Source organism: Haloferax sp. Atlit-10N, assembly GCF_003586325.1.
Lineage (GTDB): Archaea > Halobacteriota > Halobacteria > Halobacteriales > Haloferacaceae > Haloferax > Haloferax prahovense.
In genome coordinates this window covers 83,561-104,184 of the sequence record NZ_PSYX01000007.1, presented here as the reverse complement: position 1 = coordinate 104,184, position 20,624 = coordinate 83,561, and the positions used below count along the sequence as shown (strand labels likewise).

Below are 20,624 nucleotides of genomic sequence, written 5' to 3'. Positions count from 1 at the left end.
TCGAACCAGCGCCGGCGTCATTCGTTCGACACTCTCGAACTTTATATGCTGTGTCGGCCTCGGTCCAGACTGCCATAAATTATAACAATCGTTGAATATGTTGTCTGTTCGAGTGATGCACTCATGAGACCCGACAGACGGACGTTCCTCCGCGTGCTCGGAGCAGGAAGTATCGGTGCGGCGACGACTGGCCTCTTCGGTGGCAGCGCCGCGGCCGCGACCGTGATTTCGATGCAGGGCGGCGGCGACGACATCTGGGGCACCGCCGACGCGTTTCACTACTACTATACGGAGCTGAGCGGCGATTTCGACGTCGCCGTCCAGAACACCGGCATCGACAACGTCGAAAGCTGGACGAAGGCGGGCCCGATGGTCCGCGAGTCGCTCGACCCCGACTCGAAGAACGTCATGGTCCGTCGCCGGCCCAACGGCGAGGCGTCGATGCAGTATCGGCCCGAAGACGGCGCTGAGACGGATAGCGTCGGCGGCACACCGGCCGACTGGCTCCGTCTCAAGCGAAGCGGAGACACGATAGAGACCTACCACTCCACGGACGGCGAGACGTGGACGTCGATTAACACGCTCGACGCCGCCGACATCTCGCTGGGCGACAGCGTCTACGTCGGACTGGCCGTCACCAGCCACCTCTCGGGGACGCTCGCGACGGCGACGTTCCAGAGTCTCTCGGGGGTCGACCCCGACCGGAGCCGCGATATCGGCGACGTCGAAGTCGCGGGGAGCGTGGAGAACACGACGGGCGTCCCGCTCGTCTCGACCGGCGACGTGACCGACATCGGCCCCGGGTCCGCCACGCTCACCGGCGACCTCGGCGACCTCGGCGGTGCCGATTCCGCAGAGTGTTACTTCGAGTACCGGGAGGTACCCACCGAGTCGTGGAAGACCACGGATTCGACGGAACTCACCTCGTCGGGAGCGTTCAGCGTCGACGCCGACGACCTGACGCGGCGTCGCTACTACGAGGTTCGCGCGGTGGCGGACACGGCCGACGGCGACACCGCTCGGGGTTCGGTTTCCACGTTCAGCACCACGAACCCGTCGAACAGCAAGGTTCCGGCCCACGCCGGCCCGGACAGCGTGTCCCACTTCGGACCGAGCGACGGGTTCGCCGAGGCCGCACCGTGGCTCGACGACGACACCCCGATCATCGTGATAACCGAACCGACCCGCCGCCAACTGGAAAAGGCGGTCACCATCGACGGCGAGCGACTGGTCGTCTTCGAGACCAGCGGAACAATCGACCTCGGCGTGCGCGACCTCCCGATTCCGTACGACAAGTGCTACATCGCGGGCCAGACCGCGCCCTCGCCGGGCGTCACCCTGGTCAAGGGTCGCGTGAATATCGGGGCGAGCGACTGCGTCCTCCAGCACGTTCGAGTCCGACTCGGCGACGCGGGCATCGAGGACGCGACCGAGGACTGGGCGCTCGACACGGTCAACACGGCCGACGAGACGACGAACAACGTCATCGACCACGTCTCCGCCTCGTGGAGCGTCGACGAGTGCCTCTCGGTCGGCTACGAGACCGCGGAGACGACCGTCTCGAACTGCCTCGTCGCCGAGGCGCTCGACGACTCGGTCCACCCGAAGGGCGAACACGGCTACGGGTCGCTCATCGGCAACGACGCGAAGAACGTCGCCATGCTGGGGAACGTCTGGGCGTTCAATACCGACCGCCATCCCAGACTCAAGGAGGGAACCGAGAGCGTCGTCGTCAACAACGTGATGTACGACTTCGAAGACGGCACCTGGCTTGACCCCGACACCGAGGCGAGCATCGTCGGCAACGCCTACCTCCGACCCAACTCGGACAAGGCGAACGTCTTCACCGAGGACGACGTGGACACCGCCGTGGCGTACCTCGAAGACAACCTCACCGACGGCGACGTGGCGATGGTCGACGAGAACGTGACTGTCGTCGATGAACGGCCGCTGTGGCCCGACGGACTGGCGGCGATGTCGTCGGACCGGACGTTCGACCACAACCTCGCGAACGTCGGCGCGCGCCCGGCCGACCGGACGGCGACCGACGAACGCATTCTCGAAAACGTCGAAGGCGGAGAGAGCTACCTCGTCGACAGTCAGGAACAGGTCGGCGGCTACCCGGACCTCCCGGTCAACAGCCACGAGCTGAACGTCCCCAACGGCGGGACTCGCCCGTGGCTCCGGTCGTGGTCTCGTCGGGTTGAGACGCCGCAGCGCTAACCGCACGAGGCCGACGCACCGTCTGCCACCGCACCGTCCGCCCCCGATTACCTTGCTTGTACCCGAACATTTTTAAATCACTTTCGGTGAACTACGTGTATGGGTACGAATATCGGATACATCGGTATCGACCACCACCACCGGGACCCCTACTTCGCGGTCGCGAGCGAGTTGGACGCGACGATTACCGCGGTCTGCGAGCCCGGCCGGCGGGTCGACGTGGAGAACATCGCGGCGATGGACGACCGGCCCGACGAAATCACGACCGAGGGACAGGACATGGCGGACCTCGTCGGCGGCGCGGCGGTCTACGAGGACCCACACGAACTCGTCTCCGACGCCGACGTCGACGTGGCGTGGATAACCTACCGGAGCGACGAGACGCCGGAAATCATCGAGAGCGCCGTCGAGAACGGCGTTCACGTCGTCAGCGAGAAACCCATCGCTCGGACCGCCGCCGACCTCGAAGACATCGCCGAGCGGGCCAACGAGCTCGGCGTGACCGTCTCGCCGACGATGTACTACCGGCGCAACCCCGTCGCGATGGCGCTCCGCGACCGAGTTTCGGAGGGCTTCTTCGGCGACGTGTGGACGCTCGACGGCCGCTTCAACGCCAGCCAGCTCTCCTACCGGGACACCGACCACTACCTCTACGACCGGGAGACGAGTCGCGGCGGCGCGCTCCAGTGGATTGGCCCGCACTGGGTCGACGTGATGCCGTGGATTCTCGACGACCCCATCGCGCGGGTGAACGCCCGGTTCCACGACGCGGTCGAGGCTGACGTGGAAGCCGGAGCAGTCCTCCAGTTCGAGACCGAAAGCGGGACGCTCGGGACGTACCACACCGGCTACTACCTGAGCGACCGCGGCAAGGACACGCACCTCGGGCTCTACGGCACCGAGGGGCAGGCGCTGACGCCGCTGCACCACGACTCGCTGCAGCACGAACCCACGGTCCCGCTCGACATCACCTCGGAACACCCCGACTGGACCGCCGCGCCCAAGCGGACCGTCGAGTTCGAGTTCACCTACGACCGGTTCCCGGCGTGGGGCGACTTCGTGCAGGACTACTTCGAGGACTACTTCGCGGGCTACGAGACCGGCGACGTGCCCGCGACGGCCGACGACGCCGTGCAGCTGCTTCGCGTCCTCGATGCGGCCTACGAGTCCGGCGAGCGCGGCGGCTGGGTCGAAGTCGAGGGGTGAACGCGCCCGACGACGCCGCGCCCGCCGGGCCACCCTGCGCCGCGGGGTCGACCAGCTGTTCGACTATCCTGAACTTTAAATGTATAGCCGAAAATATTGAGTCATGCCAACGGATGACTCGACCAAGACGCTCCGGACGACCGCCACCTCGATAGAGATTCTGAAGCAACTCGAAGCGATAGACGGCGCGCGAGTCTCCGAAATCGCCGAGCGGATGGACAAGCCCAAGAGCACGATTCACGGCCACCTCGCGACGCTCAAGCAGGAGCAGTTCATCATCAAGGAGGGCGATTTCTACTTCATCGGCCCGGAACTGCTCCGATTGGGGAACCAAGTCCGGACGCGAGAGCCGGCGTTCGTCCTCGCGCGGCAGTTCACGGAGCGACTGTTCGAAGAGACCCGCCTCCGGTCGATTTTCACCGTCGAGATGGGGGGAAAGGCCGTCTTCCTGCACACCGCGTCGGGGAGTAAGATGGGGTGGTCCCACGAGCAACTCGGCAACCGACTGTTCCTGCACAACACCGCCGTCGGAAAGGCGATTCTCGCGGAACTCCCGGAGCCGCGCATCGAACAGATAATCGACCGATGGGGCCTCCCGCAGGAGACGGAAAACACCACCACCGACCGCGAGGCGCTGTTCGAGGAGTTAGAGCGCGTCCGCGAGCAGGGCTACGCCGTCAACCGCGCCGAGAACTTCAACGAACTCTACGCTATCGGTGTCGCCGCGACGCGCCGCTCGGGCGACGTTATCGGCGGGTTCAGTGTCACGGGGCCGGCCCACTCGGTGACCGGCGAGGACAGGAAAGCCGAGCTCGCGCACACGGTCAAAGACATCGTCAGCGAGTTCGAACTGGAACTCGCGCTCGCGTGACTCGGGTGGGACCGACTCGCGTCACTCGCCGCCGGCGACCGTTCTTCGGACGTTCGGAACTGCCGAACATTATATACTTACGATAGTTACAGCTGCTCTCTCCGCTGTATTATTACTGCGAATCAACAAATTACGCTCGTACGTCTGTAATATATTTTCGTAACGCGCCACCGTGGTGAGCGAGCGTTCGGACGCAGTGACTGCACGTGCTCGATTACGCCCGGCGCAATCTTACTATCGGATACTATACCAATTAACAATTTCATCAGAATAAATTCATTTCGGAGCCCCGAGGCGCTATCTATCGACTCGCGTTCGACGGCATCCGAGAAATCACTACTCGGTCGCTGAAACGGCGAAAATTACTAGATGGCCCGCTCGGACCGATTTTTGGCTCGGGCTTTCGGCACCAGTCGACACTGCCCCGAATCGCCACAGTTCGCCATCGAGAACAATCCGTGAACGCCGATCAAACGGTCATTACGGCTCGTTCGCCTCTCTCCGTTGTCTCCCTGTACTTCCGAACTACGAATCGGGGTTCGAGACGTCGCCTCGTGAAATAACACTTCTGAATATATAACGAATAATTTACTATTCTTTCGGTGTCTGCTCTCGGAATCCGCTGTGTTCGTTCGACGGCCGCCACCTTTTCTTCCGAGGAGTCGTTATCTCTGATGCTATGGGCGTGATGAGCAAGCTTCGACGGCTGCTCGGCCTCGTAGAGGGACACGAAGACGACGTCGCCAAGCAGATCGGAAAGCGAACGAAGGTGAGCGAGGAGAAGGCCAAGAAAGGCATCGAGAAGGCGACTGACGCGGTTGAAAGCGGCTCTGACGGCGGCTCGGGAGACCGGAGTAGCTACTGACCGACGGTGGCGTGACGGGCCGTGACGGGCGGCCGGCCGGGAGGGTGCCCGCACCTGCACACGTTTCGGCGAACCACTCATACCGTTCGGCCGCCCACACGGATTATGCCCGAATCTCGCACGCCGTCGCTCGACAGACGAGTTTTCAAGTCGGTCGCCAACGCCGAGGGCGGCGACGTCGGCGGCGACACCTACTTCTGGTTCGACCAGTCCGACGACCTGATTCACGCGACGTACCGCGGCGGAACCGTCAGGCTGGGCCACCTCGTCGGTCTCCGCCTCGACGACACGCTCGACTTCCGGTACTCCCACGTCACCGAGGACGGGACGACCGCGACCGGCCACTCGACCGACCGCATCGAGCGACTGGGCGACGGTCGCCTCCGCCTCCACGAGGACTGGTCGTGGGACTCGAAACCGGGCTCCGGGACGAGCGTTCTCGAAGAGCTCACCGACGAGGAGCGGGCGGGGCTGGACCTGTCGCCTGACCCCTTCGACGGACAGTAGTGACGGGGTCCGTGCCCACCTCGCCCTCGTCAATCTGCTAGGGCGCTCTCGGTCTCCTGCTCGGGTACAGACGAGTGGTACACGGCGTCGCCGTCCGAATCGAACAGGTGGAGTCGGTCCGTATCGACGGCGAGTTCGACGGTGTCCCCGGCCGCAATTCGGCTCCGCGGCTCGACCTTGACTCGAATCTCCTCGTCGCCGAGGCGACAGTGCAAAAGCAGTAGCTCTCCGAGCGGTTCGGTGACCGTCACCTCGGCGGTGAACGACTCTGACACCCCGGCGCGGTTCGAGACGAGGGACACGTCTTCGGGCCTGACGCCGAGCGTGAGTCCGTCGTCGTCGATACCGTCGAGTCCCGAGCCGGCGGGAAGTGTGAGCGAAAGCCCCGGTGCCGTTGCGACGTGTTCATCCCCTCGCTGTCGGACCGACGCGGGGATGAAGTTCATCGCGGGCTCGCCGACGAATCCCGCGACGAACTGGTTCGTCGGGTAGTCGTACAGCTCCTGGGGCGCAGCGACCTGCTGGAGCCTCCCGTCTTCGAGTACGGCGACCCTGTCGCCGAGCGTCATCGCCTCCGTCTGGTCGTGGGTGACGTAGACGGTCGTCGTTTCGAGGTCGCGGTGGAGCTTGAGTAACTCGGCGCGCATCTGGACCCGCAGTTTCGCGTCGAGGTTCGAAAGCGGCTCGTCCATCAGGAACACGTCCGGCTCGCGGACGAGCGCGCGGCCGATAGCGACCCGCTGTCGCTCCCCGCCCGAGAGTTCCTTCGGTTTTCGGTCGCGGAGATGCGCGATGTCGAGCGTCTCGGTGGCATCTTCGACGCGTCGCTCGATTTCGTCGCGGGAGAACTCGCTCGCCGATTTCATGCCGAACTTCATGTTCTCGGCCGCCGTCATATGGGGGTACAGCGCGTAGTTCTGAAACACCATCGCAATGCGTCGGTCCTTCGGCGGCACCTCGTTGACGACGCGGTCGCCGATGGCGATAGAACCGTCCGTCACCGATTCGAGGCCAGCGAGCATCCGGAGCGTCGTGGATTTCCCGCATCCCGAGGGGCCGACGACGACGAGGAACTCGCCGTCGTCGATTTCGAGGTCGATACCCTTCACGGCGCGCACGTCGTCGTACGTCTTCCGTAGGTTCTGAATCGTGATGTCTGACATGGTGAGTTCGCTATTTCTGTTGGATGGTGAGTGTCCGCAGGAGCGGTCGGTGCAGCACGACGAGCACCACGAGCGGCGGGAGCAATGCGAGGACCGCACCGGCCATGATGAGCCCCCACTGCGTCAGCCCCGCCTGCGCGGAACCCTGGAGGTACCGAATCCCGACCTGGACGACTTGACTGCTCTTGTCGGTCACGACGACCAGCGGCCAGAGGAACTGGTTCCACGTGTAGATGAACGTGATAACGCACACCCCGGCTATCATCCCCCTCGACATCGGGATGAGCACCCTGAACAGGAAGGTGAGCGGGCCGACGCCGTCGAGGCGCGCGACCTCGACGAGTGAGGCCGAGATTCCCATGAACTGCTGGCGAAAGAGGAAGACGGCCGTCGCGCTCGCGATGTACGGCCCGGTCAACGCCAGGAGTGAGTTCGTCCAGCCGAGGTCGGCCATCAACTGGAACAGCGGGACGATTCGAACCGGCACCGGCAACAACAGCGTCAGCAGGATGAACATGAACACCGCCCGCTCGTACGGGAAGCGGTAGTAGACGAGCGCGAGCGCCGCGAAAAGCGAGAGCGTGACCTTCCCGACGACGACGATGACGCTCATCACGAACGAGTTCAGCATGTACGTGCTGAAGTCGTAGTTCACGAGTGCGTCCGAGTAGTTCGAAAGCCCCTTCGACCCGAGGCCGAGGTTCGTCACCTGATACACCTCCGTCGTCGACTGCGTGCTCATGATAACCGCGAGCAACAGCGGCGACGCCATCAGGAGAATCGAGAAGACGATGCCGCCGTGCAGCAGCACATCGTCGGGTAGTCGGTGGACGAGCCGTCTCGCGTCGATGTTCGTGGTGTCTGTTTCTGTTGCCATCTCGTTATCCTCCGTACCGCCCGTACCCCGACGCGAACCGAAGTTGGAGGTACATCAGAATCGACACGACGACGAACAGAATCACGGACTGCGCGGACGCCAGCCCGAGGCTGTTGAACTGGAAGGCGTCGCGGTAGAGCTTGAATATCAGGAAGTTCGTGGCGTCGCTGGGACCGCCGCTCGTCATCAGGTCCACGAGCGGGAACGTCGAGAAGAACGCGTATATCGTGTTCATGATGACGAGGAACGTCATGGTCGGTGCGATCATCGGCACGTACACCTTGTACAGCATCCTGAACCGACCGACACCGTCGATACGGGCGTTCTCAGTCAGTATCTCGGGGATGTTGTTCAGCGCGGCGACGATGAAGATGATGTTGTAGCCGAGCTGCTTCCAGACCGCGACGACCGCGAGTATCGCAAACGCCTGCGGGCCGTCGTTAAACCAGTCCAGCGTAAAGGGCGTCAGAAGCTCGAGGTAGTGGGTGAAGATGCCGAGGTTCGGGTGCAGGATGAAGTTCAGGAGAATCGCGGCGACCGCCGGCGGGAGTGCGTACGGCCAAATCGCGGCGACGAGATACACGGACGACCGGACGTCGACGGAGAATATCAGGTAGCCTATCAGCAGCGAGACGCCGAGCGTTCCGAAGACGACGACCGCCGCGAACGCGACCGTGACGAGGAAGCTGTACTGGTAGACGTCCGAGGTGAGCAGGCTGACGAAGTTCCCGAGCCCGGTCCACGTCTGTCGCTGTCCGAGGAACAGCGTCTCGTAGAGGCTGAGACGGAACGTCTCGAGCGCGGGGTAGTACAGGAACGCGACGAGGACCGCCGCCGTCGGGAGTAACAACAGCGCCGCCTGAAGCGTCGAATCGTACGGTTTTGTGGCAGTAGACATGTAAATAACGTGTCGGGGGAGCCTACTCGCTCCCGTCGTAGTTGCCGTTGTAGCCGGCGAGCGCCTCGCCGACCTGCGTGTCCATCCGCGACAGCCCCTCCTCGACGCCGAGTTGGTCGTTGATGATGCTGACCGATATCTCCTCGTTGATGGACCGGGTCTTGGGGAAGACGCCCATCACCGCGCCGCGCGTCGCGGGCGTATCCTCGGTGTCCTGTAGCTGGTCGAACGCCGTGCTGAAGTTGGGGTTGTTCTCGAACCAGCCGTCGTTCGTGAGTCGGTCGATGGCGCTCTGCCGAACCGGGAAATAGCCGCTGTTGCGATGCCAGCGCGCCTGTTGTTCGGGCTGTGTGACGTAGGCGATGAACTCGCCCGCGGCCTGCTTCTTCTCGTCGGCGAGGGCGTCGGGAACCCACAGCGACCCCCCGCCGATGACGACGCCGGTGTTCGCGCCGTCGGGCGTCGGCAGGTAGCCGGTGCCGAGTTCGAAGCCGTTCTCCTTCGCGCCGGACTGCATCGAGACGATGTTCGACGTGGAATCCCACAGCATCGGCACCTTCTGGGTGAGAAACGCCTGTCGCGCCTCTCCCCACGCCTCGATGCCGGGGTTGAGATAGAGGCCGTCTTGGGCCATCTGCTTCCACCAGGAGTAGACGCTGCGCCCCGCCTCGGAGTTGAAGAACGTCTGGTCGGGTCGACCGTCGCGGCCGTTTTCCTGGTTCACGAGCACTTGGTCCTGCTTCGCGAACTGCTGTTCGATCTGCATCCACGTGTGGTTCGGCCAGCTGATTCCGCTCTCCATGTCGGTCTGGTCGACGATGGTCTGTGCGGCCTGCCGGACTTCCGCGAGGCTCCGCGGCGGGCTTTCGGGGTCGAGGCCGGCCGCCTCGAACGCACTCTTGTTGTAGAGCATGATGGTGTTCGAGGAGTTGAACGGCATCGAGTTCAGCGTCCCGTCCATGCGGTAGTAGTTCAAGACCGACGGCAGGAAGTCGTCGAGGTCGATTTTGTCTTCGGGCAGAATCTCCTCGACTGGCGTGAACGAACCGCTGTCGAGCGCGAGTCGCGTCCCGACCTCGAATATCTGGACGATTCCCGGCGGGTCGCCGGCCCGCGACGCTTGCAGCGACTGATTGAGATTCTGTCGGTAACCGCCGTTGTTGACCGCCTCGATGGTGATTCCGTCGTGCTGCTGTGAGAACTCGCTGGCCATGTCTTCTAGCGTCTGGCCGAGTTCTCCCCCGAAGATATGCCAGAACGAGACGCTCACGTCTTGAGCGCCCGACGAGCCGGCCGTCGTTCCCGACTGTTCGGCGCTCCCGCCCCCGGTCTGGGTGGGTGAATCGCCTCCGCCGGAACAGCCCGCGAGTCCCGCGACGCCGACGGCCCCCGCCGTTGCGAGGAATCCGCGCCGACTGGTTGTGCGTCCGATAGCTCGGTTCGTCATTTCGGCTCGTTCGCCGTCAGGGCCATTTTCAGGCATGTATCGGAACATATTCGAACACATAATTTAAATTTTACTATTATATCCCAAATAATTAGACATATGTTGTTCTCTGGTGTGACTCGTACCGCTCTGATTGGGGTATAAAAACCACGTCGGCATCGAGCGTCGAGTCGGAATCACGGACACGGCCCCGTGGTGACGACGTCCCATCGGTCGACGGTGAGGGCGTCGACGCCGACCGACCGGAGGGTCGTCGCAGTCGATTCGTCGTCGACGGTCCACGCGTCGACGAGCAGGCCGGCGTCGTGCGCGCGCTCCACGAGGTCCGTGGAGGTGCACAGGCCGTGTTCGACGTGAACGAACTCGCAGCCCCGCTCGGCCGCCCACGCCAACTCCGCGGAAACCTCGTCGCGGAACGAGTAGCCGATATCAGCCGCTGACGGCGTCTCCAGGGCGATGCCGACCGCTTCGCGCGACGGGGACGAAAAGACGACCCGCTCGTCGAGCGTCTCGACGGCCGCTAAGGCGTCTTCGACGAGCCCCGGGTCACGGGTATCGAGGTTCATGCCGGTGCCCGCGGGCCACTCGTCGACCACCCGCTCGAAGCGCGGAATCGTCGCTTCCGACCCGCCGACTCGAAGCGCTGTGAGGTCGTCGACGGCGGTTTCGGCGAGTTTCCCCGAGACCGTCGTCAGCCGCGACAGGTCGTCGTCGTGAAACGCCACCAGTTCCCCCGAGCCACAGCGCATCACGTCGACCTCGACGAGGTCGACGTGGGGGGCAGACTGCTTGACCGCGGGAATCGTGTTCTCTGGATACTGGCCCGCACAGCCTCGATGCCCGATAGTGAGCATACGATACGTCACCGGCAACGACTTATCAACCGTGCTATGATAGCAACGTACTGAACAGATTACTATTGAGACAACATAGCAGTCACAATATACGAGTCCCGGCCAAGCCGGTGTATGGTTGACGACCGTTACCTGTGGACCGCGATTCGGGCGGCCGAGGTCGCCGGCGACGAGTTACGGGCCCGCTTCCGGTCGGGGTCTCGCGGGCGGTCTCGCGACCGCCCGGCGGACGAGGCCGCCGAAGAGCGCATCATCGACGTGATAGCAACCGCGTTTCCGGACGACAACGTCGTCTCCGAGGAGTGCTCTCCGGAGTTCCGCCCGAAGCCGCGTTGGGTCATCGACCCGCTCGACGGAACGGTCAATTTCCACAACGGCGTGCCGCACTTCTCCGTCTCTGTCATGTACGAGGGTGCGACACGGCCCGACGTCGGCGTCGTCAACTACGTTCCGGCGGACCAGCTGTACGTCGCAATCGAGGGCGAAGGCGCGTTCGTCAACGGACGGAAGCTCTCGGTCTCGAACGCCGCGGAGCTATCGGACGCGCTTGTCGTGACCGGATTCGACTCGCTGGCCCGAGCGAACGGCGACGGCGCGTATCTCGAGGCGCTCTGCGAGTCGACGCGAGGCGTTCGCCGGATGGGATCGGCCGCCGCGGAGTTGGCGCTCGTCGCCGCCGGCCGCTTCGACGTGTACTTCGAGCAGAACCTCGATATGTGGGACACGAGAACTGGCCCGCTCCTCGTCCGCGAGGCCGGCGGCGAGGTGACGCACGTCGAAGCGATAGACGACGTGACCGGCGACACCGTCGTCGCGTCCAATCAGGCGCTCCACCGGCAGGTCATCTCGCTCATGTCGCGGCACAGCGCCCTCGGGTGAGTGACGCGTCTCGGACTGGTGGTTTGGACGTTTGGCAGCCCGGCAGTTTGGCGGTTCGGCGGTTCGCCAGCACTCTCAGCCGTCTCTCGCTTCTCGGCGCTTGACGGCCTCCGGGTCGAAGTCGTTGACCGCGCGGTTCGGTTCGAGGCCCGCCCGCTCGACGACCTCGATGTCGGCCGCCGGCGACTGGCCGTCGGTCGTCAGGTAGTCGCCGGTGAGGACGCCGTCCGCGCCGGCCTCGAACGGCAGGTGTTGCTCGTCGGGCGCGAGATTCGCCTCCCGGCCGCCGGTCAAGCGGACGCGCGCGTCGGGGTGGAGCAGTCGGTAGACTGCGACGGTCTTGACGAGTTCCGTCGTCGTGATGTCGGCGTGGTCGGCGTCGCCGAGCGGCGTCCCGGGGACGGGGTTGAGCACGTTCACCGGGAGCGACTCGACGCCGATTCTCTGGAGTTCGATAGCGGCGTCGACGCGGTCGGCCGGCGTCTCGCCCATTCCGAGGATGACGCCGGCACAGAGGTCCATTCCCGCGTCTTTCGCCCGGCGGAGCGTCACGAGTCGGTCCTCGAAGTCGTGGGTTCCGACCACCTCGTCGAAGTACCGCGGCGAGGTCTCGATGTTGTGGTTGTAGTGGTTCACGCCCTCGTCGGCGAGGATTCGCGCTTCCTCCTCGGTGAGCAGGCCGAGTGAGGCGTCGATTTCGACGCTCGTCTCGTCGCGGACGAGTCGAATCGCCTCCAGCACGTCCGCCCACTCGTCGGGCCGGCGCTCCTTCGAGACGCCCTTCTCGGCGACGACGATGCCGAACCGCTGTGCGCCGTCGCGTTCGGCCCGCCGCGCGGCGTCCAACACCGACTCCGGTCCGAGAAAGCTGTGCGTTTCGACGCCGGTGTCGAAGTGCGCCGACTGCGCGCAGAAGCCGCAGTCCTCGGCGCAGTCACCGGCCTTGGCGTTGACGATGGAACAGGCGTCGACGGTCCCGTCGGAGCGGACGGAACGGACGTAGTCGGCCCCCGCCGCGAGGGGCTCGACCGGCTGCGCGATGAGCGCTACCCCGTCGGTCCGGTCGAGTTCCTCGCCGCCGAGCACTCGCCGCACCGCGTCGTCGACAGTCGGGTTTCCAGTCTCGTAAACCATATCTCATCTCTAAGTTGACGAGTTCAAAAACCCGTTGCCTCGTCGACATTCACTGCCCCGGTCGTCGACTCTCCGACAAGGTGCCTTCCCTGCTGGCATCACAACACTATTCGAGCCACTGGCGAAACTCGTACTAGTTCTATGGCTCTCTCGGATACCGACGTCTCCGACGTGGTCGACTCGCTCTCCCTCGACGAGAAGTGCTCGCTCGTGCGCGGCGCGGCGGACCCCGAGGGGACGGCGACGGGCTACGTCCCCGGAGTCCCCCGACTCGACATCCCCGAGCTTCGTCTCGCCGACGGGCCGCTCGGGATTCGTATCCCCGGTCGCTCGTCGACCGCCTTTCCGGCTTCTATCGCCGTGGCGTCGACGTTCGACCCCGAACTCGCGCGGCGACAGGGCGTCGCGATGGCCCGCGAGGCCAAAGCCAGCGGCCAGCACGCGGTTCTCGGTCCCGGGCTGAACCTCGTTCGCGTCCCCAACTGCGGGCGCAACTTCGAGTACTACTCCGAGGACCCGGTCGTGACGGCCGATTTCGCCGCCGCGGCCGTGGAGGGCCTCCAGTCAGAGGACGTCATCGCCACGCCGAAGCACTACGTCGCCAACAACCAGGAGACGAAGCGACTCGTCGTCAGCGCCGAGGTCGGCGAGCGGGCGCTCCGAGAGCTCTATCTCCCCGGATTCGAGGCGGCCGTCGAGGCCGGCGCGGGGTCGGTCATGACCGCGTACAACCGCGTCAACGGGACGCACATGAGCGACCACCGGCGGCTCGTCACCGAGGTACTGAAAGACGAGTGGGGCTTCGACGGCTACGTCGTCTCCGACTGGTTCGGAACCGCGAGCGCCGTCGGTGCGGCCACCGCCGGCCTCGACCTCGAAATGCCGGGTATCTCGCTCGAAGCGCTCCACGAGGCGTTCGGGATCGACCCCGACGCCGAGATGCTGGCGGAGGGCGACGACGAGAGCATCCCGGCCGGCGAGACCACGACGCCCAAGTTCGCGACCGAACTGAAACCGGCGGTCGAGTCCGGTGCGGTCCCGGCCGACCGCCTCGACGATATGGTCGCGCGAATCCTCGGGCAGATGGCCCGTATCGGCCTCCTCGACGGCGAGTGGGGCGACGGCGGCGCGCTCGACACGGCCGAACACCGCGACCTCGCCGCGACGCTCGCCGCCCGCGGCACCGTTCTCCTGAAGAACGACGACGGGGCACTTCCGCTTTCCGACGACGCCGACGTCGCGCTCGTCGGCCCCGGTGTCGCGGAGGCGATGCTCGGTGGCGGCGGCTCCTCCGAGGTCACCCCCGCCCGCGAGGTCTCGGCGCTCGAAGGAATCCGCGCCCGGACCGACGGCTCGGTCGCGTTCGAGCCCGGCGTCGAGCGCGTCGTCACGCCCTCGTTCTTCGACGGCGGGGACGCCGACTCCGATGGCGACGCCGACGACTTCCCCGGCGGGAAGACGCCCGACATCGACGCGGCGGCCGACTGCGCCCGCGAGGCCGACGTCGCGGTCGTCGTCGTCAGGGACGCGACCACGGAGGGCGCGGACCGCGAGTCGCTCCGACTCCCCGGCGGACAGGACGAACTCGTCGCGGCCGTCGCCGACGCCGCCGACCGGACCGTCGTCGTCGTCCAGTCCGGCGGCCCGGTCGAACTGCCGTGGCGCGACTCGGTCGATGCTATCGTCGAGTCGTGGTACCCCGGACAGGCCGACGGCGACGCGCTCGCGTCGGTCCTCTACGGCGACGCCGACCCCTCGGGCCGCCTCCCGGTCACGTTCGCGCCCGAGGGGTCGTATCCCGCGGCCTCCGAGGTACGATACCCCGGCGTCGACGACGAGGCGCGGTACGACGAGGGCGTCTTCGTCGGTTACCGACACTTCGACGCCGCCGACGCGGACGACGAGCCGACCTACCCCTTCGGCCACGGGCTCTCGTATGCGACCTTCGAGTACGGCGAGGCGGAGGTGCGCGGCGACGACGCAGTCGCGGTCGAGGTGACGAACGCGTCCGACCGCGACGGGAGAGAGGTCGTCCAGGCGTACGTCCGGCCGCCGACCGTCGCGGGCGTCGAGCGCCCGACGCGAGAACTCGCCGGCTACGCGGCCGTCGAACTCGCCGCCGGCGCGACCGAGACGGTCGAACTCACCCTGTCCGAGCACGCGTTCCGAAGATACGACGACTCCGAGGGGTGGACTGTCGACGCCGGCGACTACGTCATCGAGGTCGGTCGCTCGTCTCGCGACGTTCGAGCCGAGACGACGGTGTCACGATAGACTGCCGAACGAGCTATTCGGTGCGCTTCAACCGTTCGCGCCGCCGTTCGAACTCGTCGTCCGAGAGTTCGCCCCGCGCGTAGCGGGTTCGGAGGACCGACAGCGGCCGTTCGTTGGGTTCGGTCTCCCGCCGCTTCCCGAGGGCGAAGACGAGGTACAGCGGAACCGCGAGCAGTAGCCCCATCCAGAGGAGTCCCCAGAGGCCCATCCCGCCGCCGAAGAGCCCCCAGCCGCCACCCATCATGCCGCCGCCGTACCCGCCGCCCATGGCGGCGGCCGTGCCGGTCGCCGCGACCAGTAGCGGGACCGCGAGCATCGCGAGTCGGCGAGCAGTACGTCCGTGGTGCGTGTCACATTGTGTCATATTTCGAATCGGTGAGTTGCGGTGTTCTGTCGAGGCGATTCAGCCGGTCAGAGCCGTCAGCAGTGGCCCTGTCCGTACATTCCGCCGTTCTGCCCGTACATTCCGCCGTTCTGTCCGTACCTTCCGTGGTCGTGGTCGCCGTCAGCCATGTCCCGGGCCATCTCGTCGACGGTCACGCCCATGTGCGACTCCATCCACTCGACGCTCTCCGGTCCCATGTGTTCGGTCATCTGCGACTCCATCCACGCCGCCCACTCGGCGGCGGTTCCGCCGGCCGGGGCCGCGTCGTCGACAGCCGTTTCGTCGCCGTGTGCGCTGACCGCGGGCGCGGCGACCGCGAGTCCGACGATTGCGAGCACCGCGAGCAGCCAGCGGCCGAGTTTGACGTTGGTCATTGTGTTTCTCCTCGGTTGGTCGTAGGGCCGCTCCGGGGTTATCGGGATGGGTGTGAACCCTGCGCTGAGAGCGTTCGAGAACGTTTATACTGCGCTCTAATCGTTTTTCAGAAACGAGACCGTTCATCCGCGCCGAATTCGTCGGTGTCGGGTTTCTCCGCGTACTCTCCCGTACCGGTTCGGGCACCCCGCGGGAGAAGAGACGCCGCGGCGGTCGGCTACGGCGCTTGGTTCTGCTGTAACTCGTCGCTCGGATAGATTCGATACGTCCGCCCCTGTCGCTCGCGGTACAGCAACCCGCGTTTTTCGAGGGCGCTCACCGTCTGGCTCACCTTGCTCTTCGAGAAGTCAGAGCGGTCCCGGAGTTCTATCTGCGTGATACCGGGCGAGGTGAGAACCGGTTCGAGCACCCGGCGTTCGTCCTCCGGCAGGAGGTCCAGCACGCGAGTTCGCGGGTGCGACGCCGAGGGACTCGTTTCCCCCGATTCCTCGGCTTCCGCCGGCGGTTCGGACCGCTCTCGCTCGGTCGGATTCACCGTCTGGTCCTGAACGCGCTCGCTCGCGTCCGCACCGTCGAGCGCGTCTCGAACCGCGAGATACCCGCCGCCGATGACGGTCGCGGCGAGGACTGTCCCGAGGACGTACCACAGCGGGTTCGTTCCGTGAACGGCCCCCATCGACGTTCCCATATCCATCATCGAGCCCATCTGCTCGAACGCTTGCTGTCGCTGGTACGCCTGCCAACTGAGCGCCCCACCGATGAGAACGGTGCCAGCGACGAGCGCGCCGACGACCGCGTCGGCCCGTCGCCGATTCATCCGTCCCGCCTCGGTTCGCCGTGGTGCTCGTTCATGCACGGTGATTGGAGCGACACCGGTGTACCAGTTGTGATTGCCTCGTCCACTCCTGCGTGCGCTCGGTGGGGTCCGGGATGACCCGCGATGTTTTCGATTCCAAGATACCGACCGTCTCAGAGCCGATGTTTCGAAGGGAAAATCCGCATAAGGTCGGAGAGCGTACGTTTCTGTGTACGTCGGCGACTGTCTCCGTCGAGGGATACCCGCTGACCGTGAACAGAGAGCCGAAGTCGCGTGATACGATGCGCTTCTCGCGTCTGCGAGAACCTAGACGGTTCGAGGACCGCATGCCGCTCGACGACCGCCTCGCCGCCCGCTCCCGAATCTCCTTCGCCTGACCGCGCCGCGCTGTTTCAGGCTCCGGACAAGATACGGGGAACGGCACCACCCACCAATCCATGAGCACCCACCCAGACCACGACCACGACGCTTCGTCGCACCACCATCGCCAGGCTCACACCGACCATTCGGGCCACGAACAGATGTTTCGGCGGCGGTTCTGGGTGTCGCTCGCGCTGTCGTTGCCGGTCGTCTACTTCAGCGAGTTCGTCCAAGGTGTCTTCGGCTACACCGCACCGACGTTCCCCGGAAGCGTCTGGATTACGCCCGTCCTCTCTATCGTCGTCTTCGCCTACGGCGGTGTGCCGTTCCTCTCGATGGCTCGGACCGAACTGGAAAGCCGCGAACCGGGGATGATGATGCTCATCTCGCTGGCGATTACCGTCGCGTTCGTCTACTCGATTGCGAGCCTGTTCATCGAGGGGACGACGCCGTTTTTCTGGGAACTCGTCACGCTCATCGACGTCATGCTCCTCGGTCACTGGATGGAGATGCGGTCGGTCCGGCAGGCTTCCGGGGCGCTCGACGAACTGGCCAAACTCATGCCCGACACCGCCGAGCGCGTCACCGAGCGTGGAGACACAGAGGAAGTCCCCGTCTCCGCGCTCTCGGAAGGCGACGTCGTGCTCGCCCGGCCCGGCGCGTCGGTTCCCGCCGACGGCGAAGTCGTCGAAGGCGAGTCGTCGGTCGACGAGTCGATGATTACGGGCGAGTCCCGCCCCGTCGACAAGGACGCCGGTTCGGAGGTCATCGCCGGCACGGTCAATCAGGACGGGAGCCTCCGCGTGAGGGTCACGAAGACGGGAGACGAGACGGCGCTGGCGGGCATCATGCGTCTGGTCGAGGACGCCCAGCAGTCCAAATCCCGCACGCAACTCCTTGCGGACCGCGCGGCGGGGTGGCTGTTCTACGCCGCGCTCGCCGTCGCGGGAATCACGGCGGTTGCGTGGGTTCTCGCGGTCGGGTTCAGCGTCGGCGTCCTCGAACGCGTCGTGACGGTTCTCGTCATCGCGTGTCCGCACGCGCTCGGTCTGGCGGTCCCGCTCGTGGTCGCAATCAACACCTCGACGGCCGCCCGGAACGGGATGCTCGTCCGCGACCGAATCGCCATGGAAGAAGCCAGACGCCTCGACACCGTCGTCTTCGACAAGACGGGCACGCTCACGAAGGGCGAACAGGGGGTCGTCGGCGTCGAGACCGCGGGCGACTGGGACGAGACGCGGGCGTTCGAGGTCGCCGCGGGCGTCGAGGGCGACTCGGAGCACATGATCGCCCGCGCGATTCGGAACGCCGCCGCCGACCGCGACGTTCGACGGGCCACGGTGTCGGACTTCGAGAACCTCCGCGGACTCGGCGTCCGGGCGACCGTCGACGTTCGACAGAGCGGCGCTCCGTCGAGCCAACCAGAACCCGAATCGGGTTCTGGTGACGGTGAGACGGTGCACCTCGGCGGCCCCAACCTGATAGACCAACTCGGTGTCGAGCGCCCCGACGACATCGCGTCGTTCGCCGACGAGGCCGGCTCGAACGCGCGGACCGTCATCTATCTGATTCGCGACGAGTCGGAGGTCGTCGCGGCGTTCGCGCTCGCCGACGTCGTCCGCGAGGAGAGCCGGCGGGCCATCGAGGCGCTGCACGCGATGGGAATCGAGGTGGCGATGCTGACCGGCGACTCCGAGGACGTCGCGCGCGCCGTCTCTGCGGAACTCGGCATCGACCAGTATTTCGCGGAGGTCCTGCCCGAGGAGAAAGACACCAAAATAGCGCGGCTCCAGTCCGAGGGGAAACGGGTCGCGATGGTCGGTGACGGGGTCAACGACGCACCGGCGCTCGCGAGGGCGGACGTCGGCATCGCCATCGGCTCCGGCACCGACGTCGCCATCGAATCGGGCGATATCATCCTCGTCGACAACGACCCCGTAGACGTGGTTCGGCTCGTCAAGCTCTCGAAGGCGAGCTACCGAAAGATGCAGGAGAACCTCGTCTGGGCAACCGGCTACAACGTGTTCGCGCTCCCGCTCGCTGCCGGCGTCCTCGCGCCCGTCGGTATCCTCCTGTCGCCGGCGGTCGGCGCAGTGTTCATGTCCCTGTCGACGATTATCGTCGCTATCAACGCCCGCCGGCTCCGGGGCGTCGACCTCTCGGCCTGATGGGAGGCCGTCTGTGCTATAGCCTCCGGTTGACGGCTCGTACATATCTCCCATTCCGCGTGCTTTCACACGTAGGGTACACGTTCATTAGCCGCCGCGGCGAGTCACGATTGCCATGTTTTCACGTGACAATACTTCGCGGACCGCTGTGCCCCGGATGCCGGTGCTCGTCCTCATCGGAGGCCCCTAACGATGGTTGCCCGAACCGACCCGTACCGACAACTTCGGTTCGTGCTCGAAATCGAGGGACTCGTGACCGCCGGGTTCAGCCGCTGTGACCTCCCGTCTGCGACCTCGGCGGTCGTCGAGTACCGCGAAGGGGCAGACCAGCCGACGCCGCGGAAGCTTCCCGGACTGAACGAGTACGGGCCGCTCGTGCTCGAAGTCGGCGTGACCGACCGGTCGCTCGAACTGTCCGAGTGGCGGACGCTCGTCGAGCAGGGCAAGATGACCGAAGCCCGGCGCGACGCCGCGGTCGTGTTGCTGGACGCGACGGGCAACCCCGCCGCTCGCTGGGTCTTCCGCGAGGCGTGGCCTTCGCGGTACGACGCGCCCCGATTGGACGCGATGACCTCCGAAGTCGCCGTCGAACGCCTCGTCGTCGTCCACGAGGGATTCGCTCGCGTCGCGGTCGAAACCGGTGACGACGAGGACGACACCGAGAGCGACGGCGGCTCGACCCCGTCGCTCCCGGACCTCGACTTCCCGGTCGGCGAGGGACTGCCGCAGGGAATCGACGAACCGCGACTGAAGACGAGCCGCGCCGGCGACGAGGAGCCCGACGAGACGTGACCGCGGCTGAGTCGACTCCCTACGGTGCACACCGCTTTCGGGTTCGGTGCGACGCGCTCCCGAAACTGGGGTTCTCCGAGGTTCGCGGGCTCTCGGTGGCGGTCGAGTCCACGAACGGAGACGTGGCGCGGTCCGACTCGCCGCCGCCCGAGACCGACCGCCACGACCCCCGCGCGCGGAAGCGACCGGGTCCGCGACCGCGGCCTCCCTCGCCGTCGCGCCGAGCGACCAGTTCGCCGCCGCTCGAACTCCGCCGAGGCGTCACCGACGACCGGTCGCTGTGGGCGTGGTTCCGGTCGTGGGTCGACGGCGAGACGACCCCGCAGGACGTTCGCATCTGCCTGCTCGACGCGACCGGCGAACCGGTCCGCGGGTGGGTCTGCCGGGCGGCGACGCCGGTCAGGTGGACCGGGCCGCACCTCGTCGCCGACGCGGCCGCGGTGGCGACGGAGTCGCTCGAACTGAGCCACGAAGGAATCGACTCGCTCTCCGACCTCGACGAGTGCGCCGACTGAACTGGTGGTTGGCG

19 protein-coding genes are annotated in these 20,624 nt (G+C 65.7%); 10 read left to right on the top strand and 9 right to left on the bottom strand.

Going from position 1 to position 20,624, the window contains the following annotated elements; translation table 11 throughout:
• The first annotated feature begins 123 nt into the window (after positions 1-123).
• From C5B91_RS17570 to C5B91_RS17550, 5 genes are all read left to right on the top strand, one after another.
• A complete protein-coding gene (locus C5B91_RS17570) occupies positions 124-2,223 on the top strand; it encodes a pectate lyase (protein ID WP_181950718.1) in 2,100 nt (699 codons plus the stop codon).
• A 99-nt stretch (positions 2,224-2,322) separates the two neighbouring features.
• A complete protein-coding gene (locus C5B91_RS17565) occupies positions 2,323-3,429 on the top strand; it encodes a Gfo/Idh/MocA family protein (protein ID WP_004041221.1) in 1,107 nt (368 codons plus the stop codon).
• Positions 3,430-3,532: 103 nt separating this feature from the next.
• Entirely contained in the window at positions 3,533-4,300 is a 768-nt protein-coding gene (locus C5B91_RS17560; RefSeq protein ID WP_049968778.1) for an IclR family transcriptional regulator, read from the top strand.
• Between the two features lie 679 nt (positions 4,301-4,979).
• Positions 4,980-5,165: a hypothetical protein gene (locus C5B91_RS17555; protein WP_004971567.1), complete on the top strand. Its 186-nt coding sequence runs from the start codon at positions 4,980-4,982 to the stop codon at positions 5,163-5,165.
• 105 nt (positions 5,166-5,270) lie between these two features.
• A complete protein-coding gene (locus C5B91_RS17550) occupies positions 5,271-5,672 on the top strand; it encodes a hypothetical protein (protein WP_049968779.1) in 402 nt (133 codons plus the stop codon).
• Between the two features lie 29 nt (positions 5,673-5,701).
• Here C5B91_RS17550 and C5B91_RS17545 read toward each other — a convergent pair whose 3' ends face one another.
• From C5B91_RS17545 to C5B91_RS17525, 5 genes are all read right to left on the bottom strand, one after another.
• The gene (locus C5B91_RS17545; protein ID WP_008097191.1) at positions 5,702-6,835 is read right to left on the bottom strand and encodes an ABC transporter ATP-binding protein; all 1,134 of its coding nucleotides are present in this window, start codon (positions 6,833-6,835) and stop codon (positions 5,702-5,704) included.
• Positions 6,836-6,845: 10 nt separating this feature from the next.
• Entirely contained in the window at positions 6,846-7,712 is an 867-nt protein-coding gene (locus C5B91_RS17540; protein ID WP_008097192.1) for a carbohydrate ABC transporter permease, read from the bottom strand.
• 4 nt (positions 7,713-7,716) lie between these two features.
• Positions 7,717-8,610 carry a carbohydrate ABC transporter permease gene (locus C5B91_RS17535; protein ID WP_049968780.1) on the bottom strand — a complete coding sequence of 298 codons (894 nt, stop codon included), beginning with the start codon at positions 8,608-8,610 and terminating at the stop codon, positions 7,717-7,719.
• A 22-nt stretch (positions 8,611-8,632) separates the two neighbouring features.
• Complete coding sequence (locus tag C5B91_RS17530) at positions 8,633-10,105, bottom strand: ABC transporter substrate-binding protein (protein WP_081909253.1); 1,473 nt, start codon at positions 10,103-10,105, stop codon at positions 8,633-8,635.
• 128 nt (positions 10,106-10,233) lie between these two features.
• The gene (locus tag C5B91_RS17525) at positions 10,234-10,911 is read right to left on the bottom strand and encodes a glycerophosphodiester phosphodiesterase (RefSeq protein ID WP_049968781.1); all 678 of its coding nucleotides are present in this window, start codon (positions 10,909-10,911) and stop codon (positions 10,234-10,236) included.
• A 114-nt stretch (positions 10,912-11,025) separates the two neighbouring features.
• Between C5B91_RS17525 and C5B91_RS17520 the strand changes: the two genes are divergently transcribed.
• Positions 11,026-11,790: an inositol monophosphatase family protein gene (locus C5B91_RS17520; RefSeq protein WP_049968782.1), complete on the top strand. Its 765-nt coding sequence runs from the start codon at positions 11,026-11,028 to the stop codon at positions 11,788-11,790.
• A 75-nt stretch (positions 11,791-11,865) separates the two neighbouring features.
• Here the strand turns inward: C5B91_RS17520 and bioB are convergent, their stop codons facing one another.
• Positions 11,866-12,924, bottom strand: coding sequence for a biotin synthase BioB (bioB, locus tag C5B91_RS17515; RefSeq protein ID WP_115820111.1), 1,059 nt, complete (start codon positions 12,922-12,924; stop codon positions 11,866-11,868).
• A gap of 141 nt (positions 12,925-13,065) precedes the next feature.
• Here bioB and C5B91_RS17510 point away from each other — a divergent pair, with 141 nt between their 5' ends.
• A complete protein-coding gene (locus tag C5B91_RS17510; protein WP_049968784.1) occupies positions 13,066-15,198 on the top strand; it encodes a glycoside hydrolase family 3 protein in 2,133 nt (710 codons plus the stop codon).
• Positions 15,199-15,211: 13 nt separating this feature from the next.
• Here C5B91_RS17510 and C5B91_RS17505 read toward each other — a convergent pair whose 3' ends face one another.
• The 3 genes from C5B91_RS17505 to C5B91_RS17495 all read right to left on the bottom strand — a co-directional run bounded on the left by C5B91_RS17505 (position 15,212) and on the right by C5B91_RS17495 (position 16,775).
• A complete protein-coding gene (locus C5B91_RS17505) occupies positions 15,212-15,562 on the bottom strand; it encodes an SHOCT domain-containing protein (protein ID WP_115805575.1) in 351 nt (116 codons plus the stop codon).
• 56 nt (positions 15,563-15,618) lie between these two features.
• Entirely contained in the window at positions 15,619-15,957 is a 339-nt protein-coding gene (locus C5B91_RS17500) for a hypothetical protein (RefSeq protein ID WP_049968786.1), read from the bottom strand.
• A gap of 218 nt (positions 15,958-16,175) precedes the next feature.
• Positions 16,176-16,775, bottom strand: coding sequence for a MarR family transcriptional regulator (locus C5B91_RS17495; RefSeq protein ID WP_115820112.1), 600 nt, complete (start codon positions 16,773-16,775; stop codon positions 16,176-16,178).
• 437 nt (positions 16,776-17,212) lie between these two features.
• On the opposite strand from C5B91_RS17495, the gene C5B91_RS17485 reads away from it, so the two are divergent.
• The 3 genes from C5B91_RS17485 (at position 17,213) to C5B91_RS17475 (ending at position 20,610) form a co-directional block, all read left to right on the top strand.
• Positions 17,213-19,303 (top strand): heavy metal translocating P-type ATPase, encoded by a 2,091-nt coding sequence (locus tag C5B91_RS17485; RefSeq protein ID WP_394337595.1) that lies wholly within the window; start codon positions 17,213-17,215, stop codon positions 19,301-19,303.
• 192 nt (positions 19,304-19,495) lie between these two features.
• Positions 19,496-20,095, top strand: coding sequence for a phage tail protein (locus C5B91_RS17480; protein ID WP_008097214.1), 600 nt, complete (start codon positions 19,496-19,498; stop codon positions 20,093-20,095).
• Entirely contained in the window at positions 20,092-20,610 is a 519-nt protein-coding gene (locus C5B91_RS17475) for a phage tail protein (protein ID WP_115820113.1), read from the top strand. The genes C5B91_RS17480 and C5B91_RS17475 overlap by 4 nt, the downstream gene beginning before the upstream one ends.
• Positions 20,611-20,624 lie beyond the last annotated feature (14 nt).

What these genes read in the sequence shown, in the direction of transcription:
- C5B91_RS17570 (WP_181950718.1), top strand. Translation starts at nt 124, where the DNA reads ATGAGACCCGACAGACGGACGTTCCTCCGCGTGCTCGGAGCAGGAAGT.
- C5B91_RS17565 (WP_004041221.1), top strand. Translation starts at nt 2,323, where the DNA reads ATGGGTACGAATATCGGATACATCGGTATCGACCACCACCACCGGGAC.
- C5B91_RS17560 (WP_049968778.1), top strand. Translation starts at nt 3,533, where the DNA reads ATGCCAACGGATGACTCGACCAAGACGCTCCGGACGACCGCCACCTCG.
- C5B91_RS17555 (WP_004971567.1), top strand. Translation starts at nt 4,980, where the DNA reads ATGGGCGTGATGAGCAAGCTTCGACGGCTGCTCGGCCTCGTAGAGGGA.
- C5B91_RS17550 (WP_049968779.1), top strand. Translation starts at nt 5,271, where the DNA reads ATGCCCGAATCTCGCACGCCGTCGCTCGACAGACGAGTTTTCAAGTCG.
- C5B91_RS17545 (WP_008097191.1), bottom strand. Translation starts at nt 6,835, where the DNA reads ATGTCAGACATCACGATTCAGAACCTACGGAAGACGTACGACGACGTG.
- C5B91_RS17540 (WP_008097192.1), bottom strand. Translation starts at nt 7,712, where the DNA reads ATGGCAACAGAAACAGACACCACGAACATCGACGCGAGACGGCTCGTC.
- C5B91_RS17535 (WP_049968780.1), bottom strand. Translation starts at nt 8,610, where the DNA reads ATGTCTACTGCCACAAAACCGTACGATTCGACGCTTCAGGCGGCGCTG.
- C5B91_RS17530 (WP_081909253.1), bottom strand. Translation starts at nt 10,105, where the DNA reads ATGTTCCGATACATGCCTGAAAATGGCCCTGACGGCGAACGAGCCGAA.
- C5B91_RS17525 (WP_049968781.1), bottom strand. Translation starts at nt 10,911, where the DNA reads ATGCTCACTATCGGGCATCGAGGCTGTGCGGGCCAGTATCCAGAGAAC.
- C5B91_RS17520 (WP_049968782.1), top strand. Translation starts at nt 11,026, where the DNA reads ATGGTTGACGACCGTTACCTGTGGACCGCGATTCGGGCGGCCGAGGTC.
- bioB (WP_115820111.1), bottom strand. Translation starts at nt 12,924, where the DNA reads ATGGTTTACGAGACTGGAAACCCGACTGTCGACGACGCGGTGCGGCGA.
- C5B91_RS17510 (WP_049968784.1), top strand. Translation starts at nt 13,066, where the DNA reads ATGGCTCTCTCGGATACCGACGTCTCCGACGTGGTCGACTCGCTCTCC.
- C5B91_RS17505 (WP_115805575.1), bottom strand. Translation starts at nt 15,562, where the DNA reads ATGACACAATGTGACACGCACCACGGACGTACTGCTCGCCGACTCGCG.
- C5B91_RS17500 (WP_049968786.1), bottom strand. Translation starts at nt 15,957, where the DNA reads ATGACCAACGTCAAACTCGGCCGCTGGCTGCTCGCGGTGCTCGCAATC.
- C5B91_RS17495 (WP_115820112.1), bottom strand. Translation starts at nt 16,775, where the DNA reads ATGAATCGGCGACGGGCCGACGCGGTCGTCGGCGCGCTCGTCGCTGGC.
- C5B91_RS17485 (WP_394337595.1), top strand. Translation starts at nt 17,213, where the DNA reads ATGAGCACCCACCCAGACCACGACCACGACGCTTCGTCGCACCACCAT.
- C5B91_RS17480 (WP_008097214.1), top strand. Translation starts at nt 19,496, where the DNA reads ATGGTTGCCCGAACCGACCCGTACCGACAACTTCGGTTCGTGCTCGAA.